Source organism: Actinacidiphila yeochonensis CN732 (genome assembly GCF_000745345.1).
Classification (GTDB): Bacteria; Actinomycetota; Actinomycetes; order Streptomycetales; family Streptomycetaceae; genus Actinacidiphila; species Actinacidiphila yeochonensis.
In genome coordinates, this window is sequence record NZ_JQNR01000003.1 from 319,823 (window position 1) to 342,568 (window position 22,746).

Annotated in this window: 18 protein-coding genes and 4 pseudogenes; 10 read left to right on the forward strand and 12 right to left on the reverse strand. The window is 75.5% G+C overall.

All coding sequences use genetic code 11. From position 1 onward, the window contains the following. Positions 1 to 83 precede the first annotated feature (83 nt). Positions 84 to 1,265 (reverse strand): NAD(P)/FAD-dependent oxidoreductase, encoded by a 1,182-nt coding sequence (locus BS72_RS03000; protein ID WP_051950728.1) that lies wholly within the window; start codon positions 1,263 to 1,265, stop codon positions 84 to 86. 423 nt (positions 1,266 to 1,688) lie between these two features. Between BS72_RS03000 and thiO the strand changes: the two genes are divergently transcribed. The 5 genes from thiO (at position 1,689) to BS72_RS03025 (ending at position 7,476) form a co-directional block, all read left to right on the forward strand. Next, positions 1,689 to 2,939: a glycine oxidase ThiO gene (gene thiO, locus BS72_RS03005; RefSeq protein WP_232792242.1), complete on the forward strand. Its 1,251-nt coding sequence runs from the start codon at positions 1,689 to 1,691 to the stop codon at positions 2,937 to 2,939. Further along, positions 2,936 to 3,265 carry a sulfur carrier protein ThiS gene (gene thiS, locus BS72_RS33035; RefSeq protein WP_063835949.1) on the forward strand — a complete coding sequence of 110 codons (330 nt, stop codon included), beginning with the start codon at positions 2,936 to 2,938 and terminating at the stop codon, positions 3,263 to 3,265. Before thiO ends, thiS begins: the two co-directional genes overlap by 4 nt. A gap of 3 nt (positions 3,266 to 3,268) precedes the next feature. Next, positions 3,269 to 4,198 (forward strand): thiazole synthase, encoded by a 930-nt coding sequence (locus BS72_RS03015; RefSeq protein WP_265736769.1) that lies wholly within the window; start codon positions 3,269 to 3,271, stop codon positions 4,196 to 4,198. 244 nt (positions 4,199 to 4,442) lie between these two features. Continuing rightward, positions 4,443 to 6,494: a Stk1 family PASTA domain-containing Ser/Thr kinase gene (gene pknB / locus BS72_RS03020; RefSeq protein WP_063835950.1), complete on the forward strand. Its 2,052-nt coding sequence runs from the start codon at positions 4,443 to 4,445 to the stop codon at positions 6,492 to 6,494. A gap of 73 nt (positions 6,495 to 6,567) precedes the next feature. Then, the gene (locus tag BS72_RS03025) at positions 6,568 to 7,476 is read left to right on the forward strand and encodes a deoxyribonuclease IV (RefSeq protein WP_037907410.1); all 909 of its coding nucleotides are present in this window, start codon (positions 6,568 to 6,570) and stop codon (positions 7,474 to 7,476) included. 48 nt (positions 7,477 to 7,524) lie between these two features. On the opposite strand, the gene BS72_RS03030 is transcribed toward BS72_RS03025, so the two are convergent. Next, entirely contained in the window at positions 7,525 to 8,133 is a 609-nt protein-coding gene (locus tag BS72_RS03030; RefSeq protein WP_037906144.1) for a molybdopterin-dependent oxidoreductase, read from the reverse strand. Between the two features lie 262 nt (positions 8,134 to 8,395). On the opposite strand from BS72_RS03030, the gene bfr reads away from it, so the two are divergent. Continuing rightward, positions 8,396 to 8,875: a bacterioferritin gene (bfr, locus tag BS72_RS03035; protein WP_037906146.1), complete on the forward strand. Its 480-nt coding sequence runs from the start codon at positions 8,396 to 8,398 to the stop codon at positions 8,873 to 8,875. A gap of 291 nt (positions 8,876 to 9,166) precedes the next feature. On the opposite strand, the pseudogene BS72_RS03040 reads toward bfr, so the two are convergent. The 3 genes and pseudogenes from BS72_RS03040 to BS72_RS03050 form a co-directional block, all read right to left on the reverse strand. Further along, positions 9,167 to 9,332, reverse strand: a pseudogene (locus BS72_RS03040) ((2Fe-2S)-binding protein); the annotation flags it as partial. Between the two features lie 157 nt (positions 9,333 to 9,489). Then, the gene (locus tag BS72_RS03045; protein WP_198545741.1) at positions 9,490 to 9,885 is read right to left on the reverse strand and encodes a hypothetical protein; all 396 of its coding nucleotides are present in this window, start codon (positions 9,883 to 9,885) and stop codon (positions 9,490 to 9,492) included. A 182-nt stretch (positions 9,886 to 10,067) separates the two neighbouring features. Beyond that, positions 10,068 to 11,417: a class II 3-deoxy-7-phosphoheptulonate synthase gene (locus BS72_RS03050; protein ID WP_037906148.1), complete on the reverse strand. Its 1,350-nt coding sequence runs from the start codon at positions 11,415 to 11,417 to the stop codon at positions 10,068 to 10,070. Between the two features lie 375 nt (positions 11,418 to 11,792). Here BS72_RS03050 and BS72_RS33565 point away from each other — a divergent pair. Then, a pseudogene (locus tag BS72_RS33565) lies at positions 11,793 to 13,750 on the forward strand (anthranilate synthase family protein). Between the two features lie 182 nt (positions 13,751 to 13,932). Here BS72_RS33565 and BS72_RS03060 read toward each other — a convergent pair. The 4 genes and pseudogenes from BS72_RS03060 to BS72_RS03075 form a co-directional block, all read right to left on the reverse strand. Continuing rightward, positions 13,933 to 14,574 (reverse strand): uridine kinase family protein, encoded by a 642-nt coding sequence (locus BS72_RS03060; protein ID WP_051950588.1) that lies wholly within the window; start codon positions 14,572 to 14,574, stop codon positions 13,933 to 13,935. 504 nt (positions 14,575 to 15,078) lie between these two features. Continuing rightward, positions 15,079 to 15,876, reverse strand: a complete 798-nt coding sequence (locus BS72_RS03065; RefSeq protein WP_078900969.1) for a response regulator — start codon at positions 15,874 to 15,876, stop codon at positions 15,079 to 15,081. Between the two features lie 331 nt (positions 15,877 to 16,207). After that, positions 16,208 to 17,329 (reverse strand): MacS family sensor histidine kinase, encoded by a 1,122-nt coding sequence (gene macS, locus BS72_RS03070; protein WP_037907427.1) that lies wholly within the window; start codon positions 17,327 to 17,329, stop codon positions 16,208 to 16,210. Between the two features lie 274 nt (positions 17,330 to 17,603). Further along, a pseudogene (locus tag BS72_RS03075) lies at positions 17,604 to 18,306 on the reverse strand (lysophospholipid acyltransferase family protein); the annotation flags it as partial. Positions 18,307 to 18,443: 137 nt separating this feature from the next. On the opposite strand from BS72_RS03075, the gene BS72_RS03080 reads away from it, so the two are divergent. Next, a complete protein-coding gene (locus tag BS72_RS03080; RefSeq protein ID WP_037906150.1) occupies positions 18,444 to 19,217 on the forward strand; it encodes an alpha/beta hydrolase in 774 nt (257 codons plus the stop codon). Continuing rightward, positions 19,210 to 19,737 carry a hypothetical protein gene (locus BS72_RS03085; RefSeq protein WP_078901077.1) on the forward strand — a complete coding sequence of 176 codons (528 nt, stop codon included), beginning with the start codon at positions 19,210 to 19,212 and terminating at the stop codon, positions 19,735 to 19,737. The genes BS72_RS03080 and BS72_RS03085 overlap by 8 nt, the downstream gene beginning before the upstream one ends. 111 nt (positions 19,738 to 19,848) lie before the next feature. On the opposite strand, the pseudogene BS72_RS03090 reads toward BS72_RS03085, so the two are convergent. Continuing rightward, positions 19,849 to 20,166: pseudogene (locus BS72_RS03090) on the reverse strand (XRE family transcriptional regulator); the annotation flags it as partial. A 104-nt stretch (positions 20,167 to 20,270) separates the two neighbouring features. Beyond that, complete coding sequence (locus BS72_RS03095; protein WP_037906155.1) at positions 20,271 to 21,146, reverse strand: SDR family oxidoreductase; 876 nt, start codon at positions 21,144 to 21,146, stop codon at positions 20,271 to 20,273. Positions 21,147 to 21,240: 94 nt separating this feature from the next. On the opposite strand from BS72_RS03095, the gene BS72_RS03100 reads away from it, so the two are divergent. Then, entirely contained in the window at positions 21,241 to 21,630 is a 390-nt protein-coding gene (locus BS72_RS03100; RefSeq protein WP_051950590.1) for a winged helix-turn-helix transcriptional regulator, read from the forward strand. A gap of 118 nt (positions 21,631 to 21,748) precedes the next feature. On the opposite strand, the gene BS72_RS03105 is transcribed toward BS72_RS03100, so the two are convergent. Next, positions 21,749 to 22,504, reverse strand: a complete 756-nt coding sequence (locus BS72_RS03105; protein WP_037906157.1) for an endonuclease/exonuclease/phosphatase family protein — start codon at positions 22,502 to 22,504, stop codon at positions 21,749 to 21,751. Between the last annotated feature and the right edge of the window lie 242 nt (positions 22,505 to 22,746).

Sequence of the window (22,746 nt, forward strand, 5' to 3'; positions counted from 1 at the left end):
CCGCGCTGCGGGGCTGCGCCGACCGGGCGGCGCGGCCGCCTCCCCCACGGCGCCCGAACGCCTCCGACCCGGCCGCCGGGGCCTCAGCGGGCGCCGTCCGCCGCCGCTTTCAGCGGCACCGCCGGATCGGCCGCGAGCACCGGGTCGGGCTGCGCCGAACGGGCGATGAGCTTGCGGCCCTGGGCCATGTCGCGGGGCCGCCCGACCGCGAGCAGCGCCACCAGCGCCCCCTGCCGCAGCCACAGCACCGACCACGCGGGCCCGTCCGGGTCGCCGCGCACCACCATGGCGTCCTCGTCGGTGTGGAAGCCCGCGTACTGGACGAACCGCCCGAACTGCTCGGACCAGAAGTACGGCACCGGGTCGTACGCCTCGTCGCCGCCGAGCAGGTTGGCGGCGGCGGTGCGCGGGCCCTGCGTCGCGTTGTCCCAGTGGTGGACGAGCAGCCGCCGCCCGTAGCGGGCCGAGGGGAAGGAGGCGCAGTCGCCGACGGCGCTGACGTCGGCCGCGGTGGTGCGCAGCCGGTCGTCGGCGAGGACGGCGCCCCGCTCGTCGAGCTCCACCCCGGAGCCGGCCAGCCAGCCGGTGGCGGGACGGGCGCCCACCCCGACGACGACGCCGGTGGCGGCCAGCCGGGTGCCGTCGGCGAGGAGCACGGCCCCCTGTTCCACGGCGGCCACGGCGGTGCCGGTGCGCAGTTCGACGCCGGCCTCCGCGTACCAGGCGGCCATCCGGCCGGTCACGGAGGCGGGCAGCACGCCCGCGAGCGGCCGCTCCGCGGCCTCCACGACGGTCACCTCGCAGCCGGCCTGGCGGGCGGCGGTGGCGAACTCGGCGCCGATCCAGCCGGCCCCGACCACCACGACCCGCTCCCGGCGGTCCAGCAGCGGGCGCAGCGCCGCCGCGTCGTCCAGGGTGCGCAGCAGGTGGACGCCGGGCAGGCCGGCGGTGCCGGGCAGCGTCGCGGCGTGGGCGCCGGTGGCCAGCACCAGCTGGTCGTAGCCGACGGTGCCGCCGTCGGTGGCCAGCCGGTGCTCGCCCGGGTGCAGCGCCAACGCCCGCACGCCCAGCCGCAGCTCCACGTCGAGGGTGGCGAAGTCGACGTCCAGGCGCACCTCCGGCGGGAGGCCGCCCTCGGGGCCCAGCAGCAGGGCCTTGGACAGCGGGGGCCGGTCGTAGGGCGGGTGCGGCTCCTCACCCAGAAGGGTGATCCGCCCGGGCCAGCCCTGCTCCCGCAGCTCGACGGCTGTCCGCACTCCGGCCATCCCGGCCCCGACGATCACCGCGTGACGCTCGCTCACGTCGGCAACCGTAACGGTTCGCCGTCCGCGCGCGGCGGCGCCTCCCCGGCCCGGCGCACCCCGCGCGGCGGTTGTCCACAGCCGGGGCCGGAGCCCCGGGGCGGCCGCGGCGGCGGGGTAGGGTGAGCGGCAGCGAACACGCGGGAGCCCGGACGACCGGGCTGAGAGGGCGGCTGGCCGGCCGCCGACCGTACGAACCTGATCCGGGTCATGCCGGCGAAGGGAGCAGCCGTGGCCGTGCGCGAGCATCCACGCCCTCAGACGTCCGTCCCCACCGGGCCGCATCCGCGCCCGTCCGCCGCCGCGCCGCCATGCCGCGTCCCCGGGCAGTCCGACGCCAGGGCCGAAGAGCGGGCGGAAGAGCGGGCGGCGGACCGCGCCGCGGACCTGACCGCCGACGTTCTGGTGGTGGGCGGCGGCCTGATCGGGCTGGTGACGGCCTGGCGGTCGGCCCAGCGCGGCTGGCGCACGCTGGTGGCCGATCCGGCGCCGGGCGGGGGCGCCGCGCGGGTCGCGGCCGGCATGCTGGCGCCCGTCACCGAACTCCACTACGGCGAGCGGGCGCTGCTCGACCTGAACCTCGCCTCGGCCGCCCGCTACCCGGACTTCGTGGCGGAGCTGGCGCAGGCGACCGGTCTGGACACCGGCTACCGCGCCTGCGGCACCCTCGCGGTGGCGCTGGACGCCGACGACCGGTCCCAACTGCGCGACCTGCACGCCTTCCAGGAGTCGCTGGGCCTGGAGTCCGAGTGGCTCACCGGGCGCGAGTGCCGCCGCCTGGAGCCGCTGCTGGCGCCGGGGGTGCGCGGCGGCCTGCGGGTGGAGGGCGACCACCAGGTCGACCCGCGGCGGCTGGCCGCGGCGCTGCTGCGGGCCGCGGAGCTGGCCGGGGTGGAGTTCGTCCGCCGCCGGGCGGTCCGGCTGCGGTGCGCGGGCGACCGGGTGACGGGCGCCGACCTGGACGGCGGCGGGCGGGTGTCGGCCGGCCGCACGGTGCTGGCCGCGGGCAGCCGCAGCGGCCTGGTCGAGGGCCTGCCGCCGGAGGCGCGGCCGCCGGTGCGGCCGGTGAAGGGCCAGATCCTGCGGCTGCGGATGCCGCCGCTGAGCCCGCCGTTCCTGTCCCGCACGGTGCGGGCGGTGGTCCGCGGCAGCGATGTCTACCTGGTGCCGCGCGAGAACGGCGAGCTGGTGCTGGGCGCCACTACCGAGGAGACCGGCTGGGACACCGAGGTGACCGCCGGCGGGGTCTACCAACTGCTGCGCGACGCCCACGACCTGCTGCCCGGCATCACCGAACTCCCGCTCACCGAGACGCTGGCGGGCCTGCGCCCCGGCTCCCCCGACAACGGCCCGCTGCTGGGCCCGACCCCGCTGGAGGGCCTGCTGTTCGCCACCGGCCACCACCGCAACGGGGTGCTGCTCACCCCGGTCACCGGTGACGCGATGGCGCGGGCGCTGGCCGGCGACGGGCTGCCGCCGTACGCGCTCCCGTTCGCCGCGGACCGGTTCGACGGCGGCGGGCACGACGGGACGGGTCCGGTTCACGCGACGGCCCCGGGCGACGCGACGGACCCCGTCCAGGCAGTACCGGCGTCGGCGGGACGACCGGAGCGGCGGACCGAGGAGCGGCGGGCATGACGGCGGAACGGACCACGGACGGCGCCCCGGCGGTGATCACCGTGCGCGTCAACGGCGAACAGCGATCCCTGGCCGCCCCCGTCGCCCTGGACTCCCTGGTGGCTCTGGTCGCGGCCGTGCCGAAGCCGGCCCCGTCCCGGCAGTCCGCGCGGGCCGAACAGCCGCTCCGCGAAGGCCCCGCCGGCCCCGCCGGGCCCTCCGGTCCGGCCGCGCCCGGCATCGCCGCAGCCGTCAACGAGGCCGTCGTCCCGCGCTCCCGCTGGGCGGCGACACCGCTGCGCGACGGCGACCGGGTGGAGATCCTGACCGCTGTACAGGGGGGTTGACCGATGACCACCGCAACAGGCACCTCAGGCGCGCCGGAGACGGCGGACGCGCCGGGGACGGGGCACGGGCCGGGAACGCCGGGCGGCCCGGACCGCACGGACCGCACGGACCGCACGGGCGTCGCCGCCGGCGCGGACCCGCTGCGGATCGGGGACGCCGTTCTCGGCTCCCGGCTGATCATGGGCACCGGCGGCGCGCCCAGCCTGGACGTGCTGGAGCGGGCCCTGCTGGCCTCGGGCACCGAGCTGACGACGGTGGCGATGCGCCGCCTGGACCCGGGCGTGCAGGGGTCGGTGCTGTCGGTGCTGGCCCGGCACGGCATCCGGGTGCTGCCCAACACCGCGGGGTGCTTCACCGCGGGCGAGGCGGTGCTCACCGCCCGGCTGGCCCGGGAGGCGCTGGGCACCGACTGGGTGAAGCTGGAGGTCGTGGCGGACGAGCGCACGCTGCTGCCGGACCCGGTGGAGCTGCTGGACGCCGCCGAGACGCTGGTGGACGACGGCTTCACGGTGCTGCCGTACACCAGCGACGACCCGGTGCTGGCGCGGAAGCTGGAGGACGTGGGGTGCGCGGCGGTGATGCCGCTGGGTTCCCCGATCGGTTCCGGGCTGGGCATCCGCAACCCGCACAACTTCCAGCTGATCGTGGAGCGGGCCGGGGTCCCGGTGATCCTGGACGCGGGCGCGGGCACCGCCTCGGACGCGGCGCTGGCGATGGAGCTGGGCTGTGCGGGGGTCATGCTGGCCACCGCCGTCACCCGCGCGCAGCACCCGGTGCTGATGGCGGCGGCGATGCGGCACGCGGTGGTGGCCGGCCGGCTGGCCCACCGGGCGGGCCGGGTCCCCCGGCGGCACCACGCGCTGGCCTCCTCCCCCGCCGAAGGCCTGGCGGCGCTGGACCCGCTCGGGGACCCGGAGCGCCCGGCGTTCTGACGCGCCGACGCGCCCCGAGCGCCCTCAAGCGCCCCGAAGCGCCCCGAAGCGCCCCGACGGTACGGCGCGGGGCCCCGCCCGGACCGGCGCCTGCCGCGGTGTTCGGCGCCCGGCACACCGCCCCACCAGACCCGGCTGGGCGGTGAATGCCGATGTCACGAACGGGTTCCGGAACGCCACGGGTGGGGCACAGTCCGGGCAGGCCCGGCCGTCCGGCCCTCCCGGCCTCGTAGAATCGTTCGCCGTGGACAGCAGTGTGCGGGACGAGCTGGTCGGACGGACGCTCGACGGGCGGTACCGGGTCGAGGACCGGATCGCCGACGGGGGGATGGCGACGGTCTACCGCGCCGTCGACACCCGCCTCGACCGCGTGCTCGCCCTGAAGGTCATGCACCCGTCGCTGGCCGAGGACGCGGCCTTCGTGGAGCGGTTCATCCGCGAGGCCAAGGCGGTCGCCCGGCTGGCCCACCCCAACGTGGTCGCCGTCTACGACCAGGGCGCCGACGGTCCCTACGTGTACCTCGCGATGGAGTACGTGGCCGGCTGCACACTGCGGGACGTACTGCGCCAGCGCGGGTCGCTGCCGCCGGCCGAGGCGCTGGACCTGCTGGAGCCGGTGCTGGCCGCCTTGGGCGCCGCGCACCGGGCGGGCCTGGTGCACCGCGACATGAAGCCCGAGAACGTGCTGATCGGCACCACCGCCGGCGCCCCCGGCCCCGTGGCGGGCGGCGGCGCGGCCTACGCCGACCGGGTGAAGGTCGCCGACTTCGGCCTGGTCCGCACGGTCGGCCACCGCACCAGCGTCTCGGCCGGCCGGGTGCTGGGCACCGTGTCGTACCTGGCGCCGGAGCAGATCGCGGCCGGCGAGGTGGACCAGCGGACCGACGTGTACGCGTGCGGGGTGGTCCTCTACGAGCTGCTGACCGGCCGCAAGCCGTACTCCGGGGACACCCCGGCGAAGGTGATGTTCCAGCACGTCAACGAGGACGTGCCGGCCCCGTCGGCCGCCGTGCCGGGGCTGCCGCCGGAGCTGGACGCGCTGGTGGCGCGGGCCGCCGCGCGGCGGCAGGCGGACCGCCCGGCCGACGCGGCGGCGCTGCTCGCCGAGGTCCGGGCGCTGCGGGCCCGGCTCGCCGCGCCCGGCGCGGGCACGGCGTACGCGCCGCCGGCCGCCGGCTCGGAGGACCCGACCCGGGTGGTCAGCGTGCCCCCGGCCCTGGCCGGGGCGGCCGCGGCCGTCGCCGCCGACCGCCAGCCGGTGCCGCCGACCGCCGCGCACGACGGCGAGAACGCCACCCGGCTGCTGGCGACACCGCCCCTGTACGGCGCGGCGGACGGCCCCCACGCCTCCCAGGCGACGGCCGGCGAGGGCACGGGCGGCGCCGAGCCGCCGGAGCCGGCGCCCGGCGGCGGCCGGGCCCCGCGCGGCGGCCTGATCGTGCTCCTGGTGGCGCTGGTGGTGCTGATCGGCGGCGGTGTCGGCGTCTGGTACCTGGCCGACGGCCGGTACACCACCGTCCCCGGTGTCCTGGCGCTGCCGCAGGCCACCGCGCGGCAGAAGCTGGAGCAGGCCGGCCTGGACATCCGGGTGCGGCAGGACTACTCGCTGACGGTGCCGCGCGGCAGCGTCATCTCCACCGACCCGGCCCCGGGCCACCGGGTCGGCGACCACGGCACGGTCACCCTGACCGTGTCCGAGGGGCCGCGCCAGGCCCGGGTGCCGGACGTGCGCGGCCGCACCCTGGCCACGGCCCGCCAGGAGATCAAGGCCGCCGGGCTCACCCCCGGCAAGGTCACCGAGGTCTTCAGCGACAGCGTGCCGCGCGGCAGCGTCGTCTCCACCGACCCCAAGGGTGCCGTGGAGAGCAGGCCGGGCGCCGCCGTGGACCTGGCCGTGTCCCGGGGCCGGGAGGTGGACGTGCCCGACGTGGTCGGCGACTCGGTGGCCGACGCCCAGCAGAAGCTGGAGGACGCCGGGCTGAAGGTGGTGCTGGCGCCGGGCAAGGTCTACTCCGACGACGTCGGCAAGGACAAGGTGGCGCTGGAGTCGCCGGGCTCCGGCGCGCGGGCGGGCGCGGGCGACTCCGTGACGATCAGTGTCTCCAGGGGCCCGCAGCTGTTCGAGGTGCCGGACGTGACGGGCAAGAAGGAGGGCGACGCCAAGAAGGTCCTGGAGGCCGCCGGCTTCAAGGTCCGGGCGATCGACCTCTTCTTCGGCGGCTCGGTGTTCAGCCAGAGCCCGGGCGGCGGCGCGCAGAAGCCCAAGGGCACCACCATCACGCTGTGGGTGGACTGACCGGGCCGTGCCGTCCTGTCCGCCCCCACCCCCGTCCCGCACCGCCGCGGCCTCGTCCCCGTCGGGCGGCGCCGTGCCCTCGGCCGAGGCCGCCGCGGCGGCCCGGGCCCGCAACCCGATCGGCGCGCACGTGCCGGTGGCCGGCGGGCTCGCCGCCAAGGGGACCGCGTACGCCGACCGGATAGCCGCCGAGGCGGTGCAGGTGTTCGTCTCCAACCCGCGCGGCTGGGCCACCGGGCCGGGCGACCCCGCGCAGGACGACGCCTTCCGCGCCTACTGCGCCGAGACCGGCACGCCCGCCTACGTGCACGCGCCCTACCTCATCAACTTCGGCTCGCACACCGAGGCGACGGCCGACCTGTCGGTGGCGTCGATGCGGCACGCGCTGCGGCGCGGCCGGCGGATCGGCGCGCTCGGCGTCGTCGTCCACACCGGCTCGGCGACCGGGGGCCGGCCCCGGCGGGAGGCGCTGGCGCAGGTGCGGGAGCGGGTACGCCCGCTGCTGGAGGAGCTGGCGCCGGACGACGCGCCCTGGCTGCTGCTGGAGCCGACCGCCGGCCAGGGCGCGTCGCTGTGCTCGCTCGCCGAGGACCTGGGGCCCTACCTGGACGCGCTGGACCGGCATCCGAAGGTGGGGCTGTGCCTGGACACCTGCCACCTCTTCGCGGCTGGGCACGATCTGACGGCGCCGGACGGCGTGGCCGACCTGTTCGCGCGGATCGAGGACGCGGCCGGCCCCGGACGGGTGCGCCTGGTGCACGCCAACGACTCGAAGGCGGGGTGCGGTTCGCACCTGGACCGGCACGAGAACGTGGGCGCCGGGCGGATCGGCGCCGAGCCGTTCCGCGCCCTGCTCGCCCATCCGGCGACGGCGGGCGTGCCGTTCGTGGTGGAGACCCCGAGCCCGGCGGACGGCTCCGGCCACGCCGCCGACACGGACCTGCTGCGCTCGCTGCGCACCCCGTCCGCCTGGTCCGCCTAGGCCCTGTCCGGGCAGGTTTGCCCCGCTCGCGGCACTGGTACGGGCCGGTCAGGGACCGTCCCCGGGGGACTCCTGGTAGGAGTAGCGCTGCTCGGACCACGGGTCGCCGCCGTTGTGGTAGCCGCGCTCCTCCCAGAAGCCGCGCCGGTCGGAGGTCATGTACTCGATGCCGCGCACCCACTTGGGGCCCTTCCACGCGTACAGCTGCGGCACGATCAGGCGGACCGGGAAGCCGTGTTCGGCGGTGAGCTGGCGGCCGCCCTCGTGGCTGGCGAAGATCGTCCGGCCGTCGAGGAAGTCCTCCATGGTCACGTTCGCGGAGTAGCCGTACTCCGCCCAGACCATGACGTGGGTGACCCCGTCCGCGGGCGGCGCGAGCTTGGCTATGGTCGCCGCCGGGACCCCGCCCCACTCCACGTCCCGCATGCTGAACCGGGTGACGCAGTGGAAGTCGGCGACCACGGTGGCGAAGGGCAGCGCCGAGAACTCCTCGTGGTTCCAGCCGGTCCAGCCGCCGTCGGCGGTGGCGCCGAAGACCCGGAAGTCCCAGCGTTCGGGCCGGAAGCGCGGCACGGGTCCGTAGTGCGTGACCGGCCAGCCCCGCTGGAGCCGCTGCCCCGGCGGAAGCTCCCCTTCCCGACGCTCCGACCGACCCATGCCTCCATGGTCGCAGACCCCGCGCGGTGCTCCCGACCACACCCGTCCACCCCCTGCGACCAGCCCTTTCGACCAGCCTCAGCGGCAGACCCGACGGCCGGCCCGGTGACCGGCCAGGCAACTGGCCCGGTGACCGCACTCCCGGCCAGCGGGCGGACATATGCCACCACACGGAGTAAGTGCGCACTTACTGGATCGAACCGTCCGGTAGTGCGAGGATGCGGGCGACATCCGCAGCCGCGACGGGAAGGACGGCGCTGCCATGCAGGGCGACCCCGAGGTCATCGAGTTCCTCAACGAACAGCTGACCGCCGAGCTGACCGCGATCAACCAGTACTTCCTGCACGCCAAGATGCAGGAGAACTTCGGCTGGCTGAAGCTCGCCGCGTACACCCGCGCGGAGTCCTTCGACGAGATGCGGCACGCGGAGATCCTGACCGACCGCATCCTCTTCCTGGAGGGCCTGCCGAACTACCAGCGCCTCTTCCACGTGCGGGTCGGCCAGACCGTCACCGAGATGTTCGAGGCCGACAAGGCGGTGGAGGTCGAGGCGGTGGACCGGCTGCGCCGGGGCATCGACGTGATGCGGGCCAAGGGGGACGTCACCTCGGCGAAGCTCTTCGAGTCGATCCTCAAGGACGAGGAGCACCACGTCGACTACCTGGAGACCCAGCTGGACCTGGTGGCGAAGCTCGGCGAGCCGCTCTACCTGGCGCAGGTCGTCAAGCAGCCCGACAGCTGACCAGCCGCTCGGCCTCTTCCGCCTCCACCCTGTCCACACCCCGAGCCGGAACGGCGGCCACGGACGCCTCGACCTCGGCCTCCGACGCGACCTCGACCTCGGCCTCGGCCTCGCGCCCAGAACCGACCCCGACCTCGGACGCGGCCTCGGCGACGGACGCGGCCTCGGCGACGGCCGGCACGCGCGCGGGCGCCCCGGTCCTGGCGTCGCCCACGACCCCGGCCGGCACAGGGGCCGGCTTCGGCGTCTCCGGCACGGCGGGCTCGTCGGTGCCGAGCCGGGCCCGGGTCACGCACGGGTTGCCGCGGCCCAGCAGGGCCTGGATGCGGCGGACGCACGACCCGCAGTCCGTCCCCGCCTTGCAGGCGGAGGCGATCTGTCGCGGGGTGCACCGGCCGGCGTCGGCGTGCTGCCTGACCTGCTCTTCGGTGATACCGAAGCAGGAGCACACGTACACGGGCCACCGCCGTTCCAGGAAGCAAGGGGACTGAGGTAACCCTTACCTTACCTAGCCTGTCAGGGGCGGAAAAGACACAAGCCCCCCAGATCGGTGTGATCCGCACCCCACCCCCCAGGCGCCGGCCTCCCACCACGCCGTCGGGTCGGGGCACCGGTCAGGGCGACTCCGTCGCCCCGGAGGGCCGCGGTACGACGGACGGCCGCGGCGTCTCGCAGGAGGCGTCGAACAGCTCGGCGATGCTTTTCCACATGAAGCCCTCCCGCCAGTCCGGCTTCCCTCCCGCCCAGCCGAGGAGCGCCGCGAGGACCTTCTCCTGGGAGATCGTCCGCGTCCAGAAGTGCAGCTGAGGGGACCCGTCCCGGTATTCGAGCTGGTAGCTGTTGTTGTCACGCAGCAGGACCTGGATGTACCAGCTACCGGGTTGTTCCTCCTCGACCCGATCCAGGATCAGGTAGGCGTTCCCCCGTCCAAGGTTGGCCAGCATCGTCCCGACAGCCGGCGTGGACGGGCGTTTCACCACATGGCCACGCTCGTTGGTCGCGATCAGCATGGCCGGATCATCCACCAGGGGTCTGACACCCGCCCTGCCCGCCTCTGCGCCCTGCTGCCGGTGCCCGACGGCACGAACCGTGGCGGGCCGGCACGAAGAACGCCCCTCCCCGGCACGGCGCGCGACGCACGGTGCTCGGGAGGGGCCTTCCTCACCCGCCGTGGTGCCGGCGGGTGGGCGGACTACTGGCCGCGGTACATCTCGGCGACGAGGAACGCCAGGTCCAGCGACTGGCTGCGGTTCAGCCGGGGGTCGCAGGCGGTCTCGTAGCGCTGGTGCAGGTCGTCCACGAAGATCTCGTCGCCGCCGCCGACGCACTCGGTGACGTCGTCGCCGGTCAGCTCCACGTGGATGCCGCCCGGGTGGGTGCCCAGGCCGTGGTGGACCTCGAAGAAGCCCTTGACCTCGTCGAGGACGTCGTCGAAGCGCCGGGTCTTGTGGCCCGAGGCGGCCTCGAAGGTGTTGCCGTGCATCGGGTCGGACACCCACGCCACCTGGGCGCCGGAGGCGGTGACCTTCTCCACCAGCTCGGGCAGCTTGTCGCGGACCTTGTCCGCGCCCATCCGCACGACGAAGGTGAGCCGGCCCGGCTCGCGGTCCGGGTCGAGGCGGTCGATGTAGGTCAGCGCCTCCTCCGCGGTGGTGCTCGGGCCGAGCTTCACACCGATCGGGTTGCGGATGCGGGAGGCGAACTCGATGTGCGCGCCGTCCAGCTGCCGGGTCCGCTCGCCGATCCACACCATGTGGCCGGAGACGTCGTAGAGCTGCCCGGTGCGCGAGTCGGTGCGGGTGAGCGCCGTCTCGTAGTCCAGCAGCAGCGCCTCGTGCGAGGAGTAGAACTCCACCGTCCGGAACTCGCTGGGGTCGGTGCCGCAGGCCGCCATGAAGTTCAGCGCGTTGTCGATCTCGCGGGCCAGCGCCTCGTACCGCTGCCCGGACGGCGAGGAGCGCACGAAGTCCTGGTTCCAGGCGTGCACCTGGCGCAGGTCGGCGTAGCCGCCGGTGGTGAAGGCGCGCACCAGGTTCAGCGTGGCGGAGGACGCGTGGTACATCCGCTTCAGCCGCTGCGGGTCGGGGACGCGGGCCTCGGGGGTGAACTCGAAGCCGTTGACGGAGTCACCGCGGTAGGTGGGCAGCGTGACGCCGTCGCGGGTCTCGGTCGGCTTGGAGCGCGGCTTGCTGTACTGGCCCGCGATCCGGCCGACCTTCACCACCGGGACGGCCGCCGCGTAGGTGAGCACGGCTCCCATCTGGAGCAGCGTCTTGAGCTTGTTGCGGATCTGGTCCGCGCCGACGGCGTCGAACGCCTCGGCGCAGTCGCCGCCCTGGAGCAGGAACGCCTCACCCCTGGCGACCGCGGCCATACGGGCACGCAACTGGTCGCACTCCCCCGCGAACACGAGCGGCGGATAGGAGGCGAGCTCGGCGACGACATCGCGCAGCGCCTCGGAATCCGGCCATTCGGGCTGCTGCGCCGCGGGAAGAGAGAGCCAGGTGTGTTCCCCGGCACGGGGATCTGCTGTCACGGTCACGGAACCCACCTTACGGGCTGTCCCGGGGCCGCCGAATGGTCGCTCAGTGGGTGAGACATGCCCGGCCCCGGTGCGGTAGGGTCGCGGTGTGTTCGCGACGATCAACCGCACCTGGTGCTGGCGCCCTGACCCGGCGGCCGGCTGACTCGCGCGTTCGAGCACAGATCTCCCAAGGCCGCCCGCACGGGGCGGCCTTCGTCGTTTCTCCCGGACGGCCGCCCCTGCCTCCCCTCCCGCCGCGCCCCGCGTGCGGCGCGGACGTCGCAGAGGAAGGACGTAACCGAAGTGAACGACACCTCTCCCGCATCCGTCCCGACCCCCCAGCCCGCGCAGGTCGCGGCGCGGGGCACCGCCGCCGCTCCGGCGGCCCGCGAGGTGGTCGCGCGACTGCTCTCCCCGGACTGCCCGCCCTTCGCGCTGCTGCACCGCCGCACCCCGGGCCGGCCGGAGGACGTGGTGGAGGTGCTGCTCGGCCCGGTCGGGACCGTCGAGCGGCTGGCGGACATCGCGCTGCCGTCCGGCGCCCCGGCCGCCCCCGGCCCGGACGTGCTGGCCCTGGTGCCGTTCCGGCAGATCCGCGAGCGCGGCTTCGAGGTGCACGACGACGGCACCCCGCTCGCCGTGCTGCGGCCCGACGAGGTGTACGAGCTGCCGCTGGCCGGGGTGCGGGAGGCGCTGGCGGAGCTGGCCGGCCCGGCGCCGGTGGTCGAGGACGGCGCGTTCGACCTGGACGACGACGCCTACGCGGCCGTGGTCCGGCGGGTGGTGGACGAGGAGATCGGCCGCGGCGAGGGGGCCAACTTCGTCATCCGGCGCACCTTCCACGGCAGGGTGCCCGACTTCGGCGCGGCCGCCGCGCTGGCCTTCTACGCCCGCCTGCTGAGCGGCGAGCGCGGTGCCTACTGGACGTACGTCGTGCACACCCCGGACCGCACGCTGGTGGGCGCGAGCCCGGAGGTGCACGTGCGGACGGCCGGCGGGACGGTCGTGATGAACCCGATCAGCGGCACCTACCGCTACCCGGAGCAGGGCCCCACCGCCGAGGGGCTGCTGGCGTTCCTGCACGACCCGAAGGAGGTGGAGGAGCTGACGATGGTCGTGGACGAGGAGCTGAAGATGATGTGCACCGTCGGCGACCTCGGCGGCACCGTCGTCGGCCCGCGGCTGAAGGAGATGGCGCACCTGGCGCACACCGAGTACGAGCTGCGCGGCCGCTCCACGATGGACGTGCGGGACGTGCTGCGGGAGACGATGTTCGCCGCCACCGTGACGGGCTCGCCGGTGCAGAACGCGTGCCGGGTGATCGCCCGCCACGAGCCGCGCGGCGCCGACGGCACCGGCCGCGGCTACTACGCCGGGGCGCTGGCCCTGATCGGCCGGGACGCGGGCGGCGCCCAGACCCTGGACTCGCCGATCCTGATCCGCACCGCCGACATCGCCCCCGACGGCGCGCTGCGGGTGCCCGTCGGCGCGACGCTGGTGCGCCACTCCGACCCGTACGCCGAGGTGGCGGAGACGCACGCGAAGGCGGCCGGGGTGCTCACCGCGCTCGGTGTCCGCCGCCCGCCGGCCCTCGCCCCGCGGCGCCGCGCCCGGCCGGGACGCCCGCGCCGCGGTTGGCCGACGACATCCGGGTGCGGGCCGCGCTCGACGCCCGCCGGGCGAACCTGGCACCGTTCTGGCTGCGGATGCGGGCCGGCGCGGCCGAGCCCGTGGCGGCGGACCGCGGGCACGCCCTGGTGGTGGACGGCGAGGACACCTTCACCGCGATGCTGGCGCACGTGCTGCGCTCCTGCGGCCTGCGGGTGACCGTGCGCCGCTACGACGAGCCGGGGCTGGCGGCCGCCGCGCTCGCCCACGACGGCCCGGTCGTGCTCGGCCCGGGCCCGGGCGACCCGTCGGACACCTCGGACCCGAAGATGCGGCTGCTGCGCGGGCTGGCCGCCGACCTGCTGCGGCTGCACCGCCCGGCCGGGGTGGTGGGGGTGTGCCTGGGCCACGAGCTGCTCGCGGCGGAGCTGGGCCTGCCCCTGGTCCGCAAGGAGGAGCCGTACCAGGGCGCGCAGCGGCGCATCGACTGGTTCGGCCGCCCGGAGACGGTCGGCTTCTACAGCTCCTTCACCGCGCGCTGCGACGACGCCACGGCCGAGGAGCTGGCCATGCACCGGATCGAGCTGAGCCGCGACCCGGCCACCGGGGACGTCTTCGGCATGCGCGGACCGGGCTTCCAGGGCTTCCAGTTCCACCCGGAGTCGGTGCTGACGCTGGGCGGCGCGGCGCTGCTGGCGGAGGCGGCGGCGCTGGGCGCGGCGGCGTCGCACCAGGCGCCGTAGGCGCGGGGGGCAGTCGCGGGAAGGCCGGCGGAGCCGGGAGGGTCGGGCCGGTACCGCCCCGCCGGTCGGCGCCCTGGGCGGCCGGGTGAGCCAGCCCGGACCGCCGGGGCGCCGGGTCGGCCGCCACCCATCAGGTGTCGGCCCGGGTCGGCCGGCGCCCGCCCGTCAGGGGGCGGCCGGGGTCAGCCGGCCGCCAGCGCGGCGCCGGCCGCCAGCGGGCCGACCGGCGGGGCGGTGCTCTCCAGCAGCGGGCCGACCAGCCGGCGGACGCCGTCGAGGAGTTCGGCGGCCGAGGCGGTCCCGTCGAGCACCAGGTCGGCCAGGTGCCGGGAGGGCGCCACGTACTCCGCGTGCCGCTCCCGCCCGCTGAGCAGGTAGTTGCGCAGGGACACCCCCGGGTCCTGCCGCTGGACCTCGATCTTCCGCAGGATCTTGCGGGCCAGCCGGATGTCGTCGGGCGTGTCGACGTAGACCCGCCAGGTGGCGCGGGCGGCCACCGCGGCCAGCGTCAGCGCGAACAGGCCCTCGACCACGACCAGCCGGTACCGTCCGCTGCCGACGGCGGCGTCGACGGCGGCCGCCGCGGCGGACTCGTCGATGGAGCCGGGATGGTTCCAGTCCAGCGTCTCGGCGCCGGTGGCGCTCAACGTGCGCACGCCCCGCAGCGGGTCGTGCGCGGAGACGTAGTGGTCGTCGAGGTGTACGACGCCCACGGTTGCGGGGTACCGCAGCGCCATCGCCTCGGCAAGGGTGGACTTGCCGGAAGCGGTGCCGCCTGCGACCGCCAGTACGGGCACGTCGTGCCCGCCCACCACACCCGCCATACCGGGCGCTCCTCATGTGCTCAAGAAGGGGAAACGAAGCGGCCGGACGAGCCGGGTGGAGGGATGTTAGGGCTCCTGGCTCGGGTGCGGCAAGCCGCCGCCGGGCGGGGCTCCGGGAGGTCTCGCACCAGGTCGCGGTATGCCTCCGGCCGACGGGCCCGGAGCGCGCCGGGGCCGGGCCTGCGCCGGGCCGGGGCCGGACTCCGCTGACTGGTCGCGAACAGGCCGCGCACGGGCGGCGAACAGGCTGATGGCGGCCCGCGAACCGACAGCGGACGGACCGCGGACAGACAACCGACAGACAGCGGACAGACCGCGGACAAGGCCCGGACGGCGGCGCGCAAGCGGTGGGCGGAAGGCGGCCGGACGGCGGCGGGCGCACGGCGATGGCACAGGTGTCCGAGCTCTGGTGTCCGAGCTCTGGTGCCCGAGCTCTGGTGCCCGAGGTCCAGCGCCCGGGGCACGGCGTCGGGGCGTCGGGCGTACGGCCCTTCGGGGGTGAGGTCAGAAGCGGCGGTCCGAGCCGCCGCCTTCGTCAGCGCCACGTCCCCGGTCTCGGTCACGGTCGCGGTCGCGGTCGCGGGTGCCGCCGGGGAGCGGGCTGTCGGGGCCGCGGTCCAGGCCGCGTTCGATCGCGTACCGCACCAGCTCGACCCGGTTGTGGAGCTGGAGCTTGCCGAGGGTGTTCTGCACGTGGTTCTGGACGGTGCGGTGGGAGATGACCAGGCGCTGGGCGATCTGCTTGTAGCTCAGCCCCTTCGCGACCAGCCGCAGCACCTCCGTCTCCCGCTCGGTGAGCCGGGGCGCGGCCGGCTCGTCGGCGGTGTCCGGGACGGGCGCGGCGGCCAGTCTGCGGTACTCGCCCAGCACCAGACCGGCCAGGCCCGGCGTGAAGACGGGGTCGCCGGAGGCGGTGCGGCGCACCGCGTCCACCAGTTCGTCCCGCCCGGCGGACTTCAGCAGGTAGCCGGTGGCGCCGGACTTGACCGCCTCCAGCACGTCGGTCTGCTCGCCGCTGGCGGACAGCACCAGCACCCGCAGAGCGGGGTCGTGCGCCACGACCTCCTTGCACACCTGCACCCCGGAGGCCCCGGGCAGGTTGAGGTCGAGGACGAGCACCTGCGGGCGGGCGGCGCGGGCCCGGCGGATCGCCTCCGGGCCGTCACCCGCGGTGGCCACCACCGAGAAGCCGGCCTCGGTGAGGTCGCGGGCGACCGCGTCCCGCCACATCGGATGGTCGTCGACGACCATCACGCTCACCGGTCTGTCGGGCCCGTCGTGCCCGGCGGTGCCCAAGGTCATGCTGTCCTCCCCGGTCGGCTGCCCCGGCGGCCACCCCGCCCGCGCCGTGCCGGGCCGAGCCGCCGCGCCGTGCTGGTCCCGCCACCGTAGTGCCTCCGCTCCCTGTCGCTGTCGTGGCCCACCCGCCCTGCCGGCCGACGACAGCGCCCCACGTCAGTGCCCTACCCGCGTCCGGGTGCCCTACCCGCGTCCGGCCGCCGGCTCGGGCACCGGGTCTCAGGCGTCAGGCATCAGGCACCGGGTCTCAGGCGTCAGGCACCAGATCCCAGGCACCAGCCGGGACCGCACCGGGCCCTGGACACGCCCGCTCCGAGAGCGCGACGCGGACGGTTCAGCCCGCCCGGGGCACCCGCAGCTCGACCTCCGTGCCCTGTCCGGGCACGGACAGCAGTTCGGCGCTGCCGCCGAGGTCGCGCAGCCGGCCGCGGATCGACTGCGCCACGCCCAGCCGTCCCTCCTGTTCGGCCGCGGCCAGCCGTCCCTCGGGGATGCCCGGCCCGTCGTCCCGGACGGTGACCAGCACCGCGTCCGGCTCGTCCTCGACGAGTATCCAGGCCCGCGCCCGCTCTCCCGCGTGCCGCCGCACGTTGTCCAGGGCGGCGGCCACCGCCGCGGCCACCTCCGCCGCGACGGCCGGGTCGAGCAGCACCGGGGTGCCGGGCGCCGAGACGGTCACCCGGGCGGAGGCGTGCGGGGCCAGCAGCCCGCGCAGGTCCCGCGGCCCGACGGGGCCGGCCTCGGCCGGCGGGGGCGGCGGCGCGCCGGAGACCAGCGAGCGCAGCGCGGCCTCCTGCTCGCCGGCCAGCCGGCCCAGCTCCGCGGCCTCGCCGCCGGCCCGGTCGCCGCGCCGCTGCACCATCGCCAGCACCTGGAGCACCCCGTCGTGGATGTCGCGGGCCAGCCGTTCCCGCTCCGCGGTGGCCGCCTCGATCTGGAGCGCCCGCGCGAGGGTCCGCTCACTGGCCCGGGCCACCTCCACCACGTAGCCGATGCCGATGGCGGAGATCCACACCAGGACCAGGTTGTGCAGGGTCTCGCGGCTGGGCGTGCCGCGCTCACCGATGTCGGCCGCGGCCACCACCGACGCGGCCAGCGCCGCCCACCGCCAGCCGCCCTTGATCGCGAAGGCCAGCACCGGCCCGGCGGTCCATATCGACGGCAGCGTGAAGGCGCCGGAGGCGATCCGGGCGGGCGCGTCCACCACGGCGGTCAGCAGTACCCCGCCGACGGCGATGGCCAGATCGACGGCCAGGAACACCGGGGTGCACCGTTCGGCGCAGCTCACCCGGCCGAGGGTGGTCAGCGTCCACACCACCAGCAGCGCCATGAAGACGGCGCCGGGCACCGGACGGCGCAGCTCGCCGTACGCGTGTACGAAGATGGCCACCGCGTATCCGCAGGTCAGCACCCGGTAGGCGAGCAGGGCGCGCCACAGCGGCTGCTCGACGGACATCCGCGCCGTCACGTTCCCCCTGTTACCCAGGCGCCGTGTCGCTCTCCGGCCCCGGCCCCGGTCTCCCCGCCCGCGCGGAGGCTACGGCCGCCGGGGGCCTGGCCCGGCTCGGGCCGCTCCCCCCTCCGGCCCTGGACCGGAGCCGCCGCCTCCCGCCGCCCGTCCGTCCGCGCGCCCTGGGCCGGGGGCTGAGCCGCCGACGACCCGCTTCCGGAGGATGAGGAGGACGACGAGGACGAAGCGGATGACGAGGACGAAGGCCGCGTCTGGGCCTGCGTGGCCGCCTTGGCCGCCTCGGCGATCTGCCGCTTGGCCGCGGTGGCGTAGATGTCGACGTACTCCTGGCCGGAGAGCTTCATGATCTCGTACATCACCTCGTCGGTGACCGAGCGCAGGATGAAGCGGTCGCTCTCCATGCCGTGGTAGCGGCTGAAGTCCAGCGGGCGGCCGATGCGGATGCCCGGCCGGACGGAGAGCTTGGGCACGACCTGGCCGACCGGCTGGACCTTCTCGGTGTCGATCATCGCCACCGGGATGACGGGCGCGCCACTGGCCAGCGCCACGCGGGCGAGGCCGCCGGGCTTGCCGCGGTAGAGCCGCCCGTCGGGCGAGCGGGTGCCCTCGGGGTAGATACCGAACAGCTCTCCGCGCTCCAGCACGGCGAGGCCGCTGCGGATCGCCGCCTCGCCGGCGCCGCGCACCCCGGAGCGGTCCACCGGCAGCTGGCCGACGCCCTTGAAGAACGCGGCCGTCAGCCGGCCCTTGACGCCGGGGGTGGTGAAGTACTCCGCCTTCGCGATGAAGGTGACCTGGCGGTCCAGCACCGCGGGCAGGAAGAAGGAGTCGGAGAAGGACAGGTGGTTGCTGGCCAGGATGGCCGGCCCCTCGGCCGGGATGTTCTCCAGGCCCTCCACCCACGGGCGGAACGCCGCCTTGATGGGCTTACCCAGAACGATCTTCATCGCGCCGTAGAACAACCGAGCCTCCTGTGCCGTCGCGACGACCATAACCCCCCACGGGCCCTGGAGGGCTTACCCCTGTGGATCGGGGCCGCGTACGCTGAACCTCCGACTCTCGCCTACCCGCGTTCGCGACGTTGAACAGGAGACGCACCGTGCCGCTCATGCCCGGAGCCGAACCGTACCGCCATGACGGCGGTGCGACCGGGGTGCTGCTCTGCCACGGGTTCACCGGTTCGCCGCAGAGCCTGCGCCCCTGGGCGGAGTACCTGGCCGGACGCGGGCTGACGGTCTCGCTGCCGCTGCTGCCCGGGCACGGCACCCGCTGGCAGGACATGCGGCCCACCGGGTGGCCCGACTGGTACGCCGAGGTTGACCGCGAGTTCCGCGCGCTGTCGAAACGCTGCGATCAGGTGTTCGTCTTCGGCCTCTCGATGGGCGGCACCCTCGCGCTGCGGCTGGCGCAGAAGCACGGCGCGGCGGTGCGCGGTCTGGTGCTGGTCAACCCGTCGGTGAAGGCGGACAGCTGGCAGCTGAAGGCGGTGCCCCTGGTGCGCCACCTCGTCCCGTCGGTGCCCGGCATCGTCAGGGACATCGCCCGCGAGGGCGGCACCGAGGTCGGCTACGAGCGCGCGCCGCTGGACGCGGTGCACTCGCTGAGAGGGCTGTGGCAGGTCGTCCGGCGCGGCCTGCCACAGGTCACCCAGCCGCTGCTGCTCCTGCGCAGCCGGGTGGACCACGTGGTGCACCCGTCCAACGGCGAGCTGCTGCTCTCCCGGGTGTCGTCGACGGACGTCGCCGAGGTGGTGCTGGAGCGCAGCTACCACGTGGCGACGCTGGACCACGACGCCGAACTGGTCTTCGAGAAGTCCCACGCGTTCGTGCGGCGGCTGTCCGCACCGGCTGAGGAAGGGGGTGCGCGTGGCTGACGCCGACCGCGAGGACGAGGGCGCGTCCCCGCTCGACGAGGAGGCCGCGTGGGCGGCCCTGGTCGCCGGCTACGACGCCGAGCCGGAACCCGGTACGGCGCCGTCGTGGCCGGAGGCCGAGAACGTGCCGGCCGAGCCGCGCGACGACCCGGGCCCTGAGCAGCGCACGGCGCTCGACCCGGTCCCACCGACGGCGCCGCCGACCCGCAGCATCGTCGTCCACCCGGTGATCTCCGGGCCGCGCAACTACGAGCTGGACGAGGACGACGAGGACGCGCACTTCGTCCCGCCCGAGCCCCCGCCGCTGCCCGAGGCCGACCTGACCACGAAGTTCGGCTGGATCGCGGTCCTCGGCGGCCCGCTGCTGCTGATCGTCTTCGTGCTGCTCCAGCTCGAACTCGCCTGGTGGGTCATCCTCGTCGGCGTCGGCGGCTTCCTCGGCGGCTTCGCCACGCTGGTGTCCCGCATGCGGACCGGCGAGGACGACGACGACCTCCCCGGCGGCGGCGCCGTCGTCTGACCCCGCCTGCCGGGACCCCGCGGCTCCCCGCCGCGAGGGCCCCGGAGAGTGGGCGACTGAGCCCGCTGTTCGCCCATTCCTGAGGTGGCGCGCCGAGATGCCCGATGGGGGCTACGGGCGGCGACTGTAGGCGTCCAGGGTGGCCTTGTTCGTGGAGGCGTCCTGGAAGGTCAGTTCCCACGGTCCGGTGTTGACGTCCATCTCGCTGCCGAAGCCGACCCACTTGCCGGCCAGGCGGCGGCCGGTCGGGTCGGCGAGCAGTTGGACGGCCCCGTGGTAGCGGGCACCCCGGTAGTGGCCGTCCAGCGCGGTCTCCTCCGCCCACGTCCCGGTGACGACGTCTCCGTACACCACCAGGTCCATGGTGAGGTGCGAGTCCGACGAACCCGGCAGGCTCCGTACGGTCAGCCTGCCCGCGTGCTGGAGGACGCCCCCCGGGCGGGACGGCGACCGGACGGGTGCGGCAACCGGGCGGGTGCGGCAACCGGGGGGTGCGGCAACCGGGCGGGGGCGGCAACCGGGCGGGGGCGGCGTCAGGAGGAGTGGGGCGGCTCGGCGAGGGCGGCGGCGATCGCCTCGTCGAGGGTGGTGGTGGGGCGGCCGAGGAGGCGGCGGAGGTCGCCGGAGTCGGTGCGGAGTTCGCCGCGGGCCAGGCCGAGGTCGGCGTCGGCGATCGCCTCGGCGAAGTCCTGCGGGACGCCCCCGCCGGTGAGCACGGCCTCGTACGCGTCGACGGCCAGGTCCCGGTAGACGACGCTCTCGCCGGTGGCGGCGGACACCCGTGCCGCCAGCTCGGTGAGCGTGAACGCCTCGTCGCCGCCGAGCTCGTACACCGCTCCGACGTGGCCGTCGGCGGCCAGGACGGCCGCGGCGGCCTCGGCGTGGTCGGCGATGGTCGCGGCGCTCACCCGGCCCTCTCCCGCAGCGCCGGGGATGCCGCCGTTCTGCCGGTACAAGGGCAGCAGGGACGTGTAGTTGTCGAGGTACCAGCCGTTGCGCAGGATGGTGAACGGGACGCCGGCGGCCCGCAGGTGGCGCTCGGTCTCCCGGTGCGAGTCCGCGAGGATCACGCGGGCGGAGTCGGCGTTGACCATGCTGGTGTAGACGACGTGGGAGACGCCGGCGGCCTTGGCGGCGTCGATAGCGCGGCGGTGGTTGGCGAACCGCTCGCCGGGTGTCGTGGTGGAGACGAGCAGCAGCCTGTCGGCGCCGGCGAAGGCCGCCTCCAGGCTGTCGGAGTCGGCGAAGTCGGCGCGGCGCACGGTGACACCGCGGTCGGCCAGGTCCTTGATCTTGTCGGTGTCGCGGCCGGTGGCCACGATCTGCGACGCCGGGACGCCGCGGCCCAGCAGCGCCTCGACGGTGTGGCGGCCGAGGCGGCCGGTGGCTCCGGTGACGGCGATGGCCATGGGGTGGCTCCTTGGGACTCGGGGAGGATCACCACCCAGTAGACCGACAGCACTAACCATTGGGAAGTAGCCACTTTTTAGTAAGCTACTTCCCATGAAGGAACCCGTGGACCCCTACGCGCGGGGCTGCCCGTCGCGCGAACTGCTCGACCGCATCGGCGACAAGTGGACGGTCCTGGTCCTGGGCGAACTGACGGACGGCCTGCCCCGGCGCTTCTCGGCGCTGCGCGACCGGCTGGCCGGGGTGAGCGAGAAGATGCTCACCCAGACGCTGCGGCACCTGGAGCGCGACGGCCTGGTGACGCGCACGCTCTACCCGACCGTGCCGCCCAAGGTCGAGTACCGGCTCACCCCGCTCGGCGACACCCTGCGGGAACCGCTGCGCGCGCTCAGGCAGTGGACCGTCGACCACATGGCCGAGGTCGACGCCGCCCGCACCGCCTACGACACGCCGCCCCCGGTGGACGCCGCCAGGGCAGAGTGACGGACGCGGCGGGACCGGACGGCCCACCAGGCCCCACCGCCGACCGCCCCGCCGAACCTCCCCGCAGCCGACCACCCCGCCGCCGGCACACACCGACGACGAGGCGCCGCAGGAGCGTTCAGCCCAGGGTCGGGACCCGGAGGGCCGCCAGCACCGGGAGGTGGTCCGTCGCGGCGGCGAGGTCGGCGCGGGAGACCCCGGGCAGGCCCTGCGGGACTCCGCACCCCAGCACCTCGACCCCGTGGGAGGCGAACACCGCGTCGATCCGCTGCCGCGGCGCCCGCGCGGGAGAGGTGGCCTCGCCACCCCACGGCGCCGTGGCCCAGCAGTCCTGGAACCCCTCGGCGAGGCGGCCGAACACCGGCCCCCCGGGCGGCTCGTTGAGGTCGCCGCCGAGCACGGTGTGCTCCGCGCCGAGTGCCGCCGCCTGCCGCACCAGCGCCTGGGCATGCCGGGCGCGCTCCTCCGCCTGGAGGCTGAGGTGTGTGCTCAGCACCGACAGCCGAGCCCCGCCGACCCGCACCACCGCGGTCGCGAAGCCCCGCCGGTGGAGCCCGGGGGTGCTCGGCAGCAGCACGTCCTCGGCACGCTCCACCTTCACCCGCAGCGACGCGAGGATCAGCGGCCCGGCGGCGGGCGCCCCGCCGGTGACGTAGTACAGGCCGGTCGCCTCGGCGAGCCGGGCGGCGGCCTTGCGCCAGCGGAAGAACCTCGGCGCCTCCTGGACCAGCACCAGGTCGGGCGCGCACGCGCGCACCACCCGCGCGAGCGCCGCGGTGTCGTCCCGCAGCGAGCGGACGTTGTAGCTGAGCACGCGGACGACGGCTGCGCCGTCCGGTTCGGTCGTGGAGGCCGGCAGATCCGCCGCGGTCACGTTCCCTCGTCCCTTGTCCGTGGAGCGGCCGCCCCTCACCCGCGGAGCACCGCCCGGTAACCCATCCCGAGATCCCGTCGGCGACAGCACACCGACGGCAACACAGACCAACAGCACCGACCAACAGCACCGACCGGCGGCACCGAACGGCAACACACACCGACGGCACCGACCGACGACGTCACACCCGACGGCCCCGCCACCGCGCCCACCGGCCCCGAAGGGAGGTGCGGGCGCGGCGG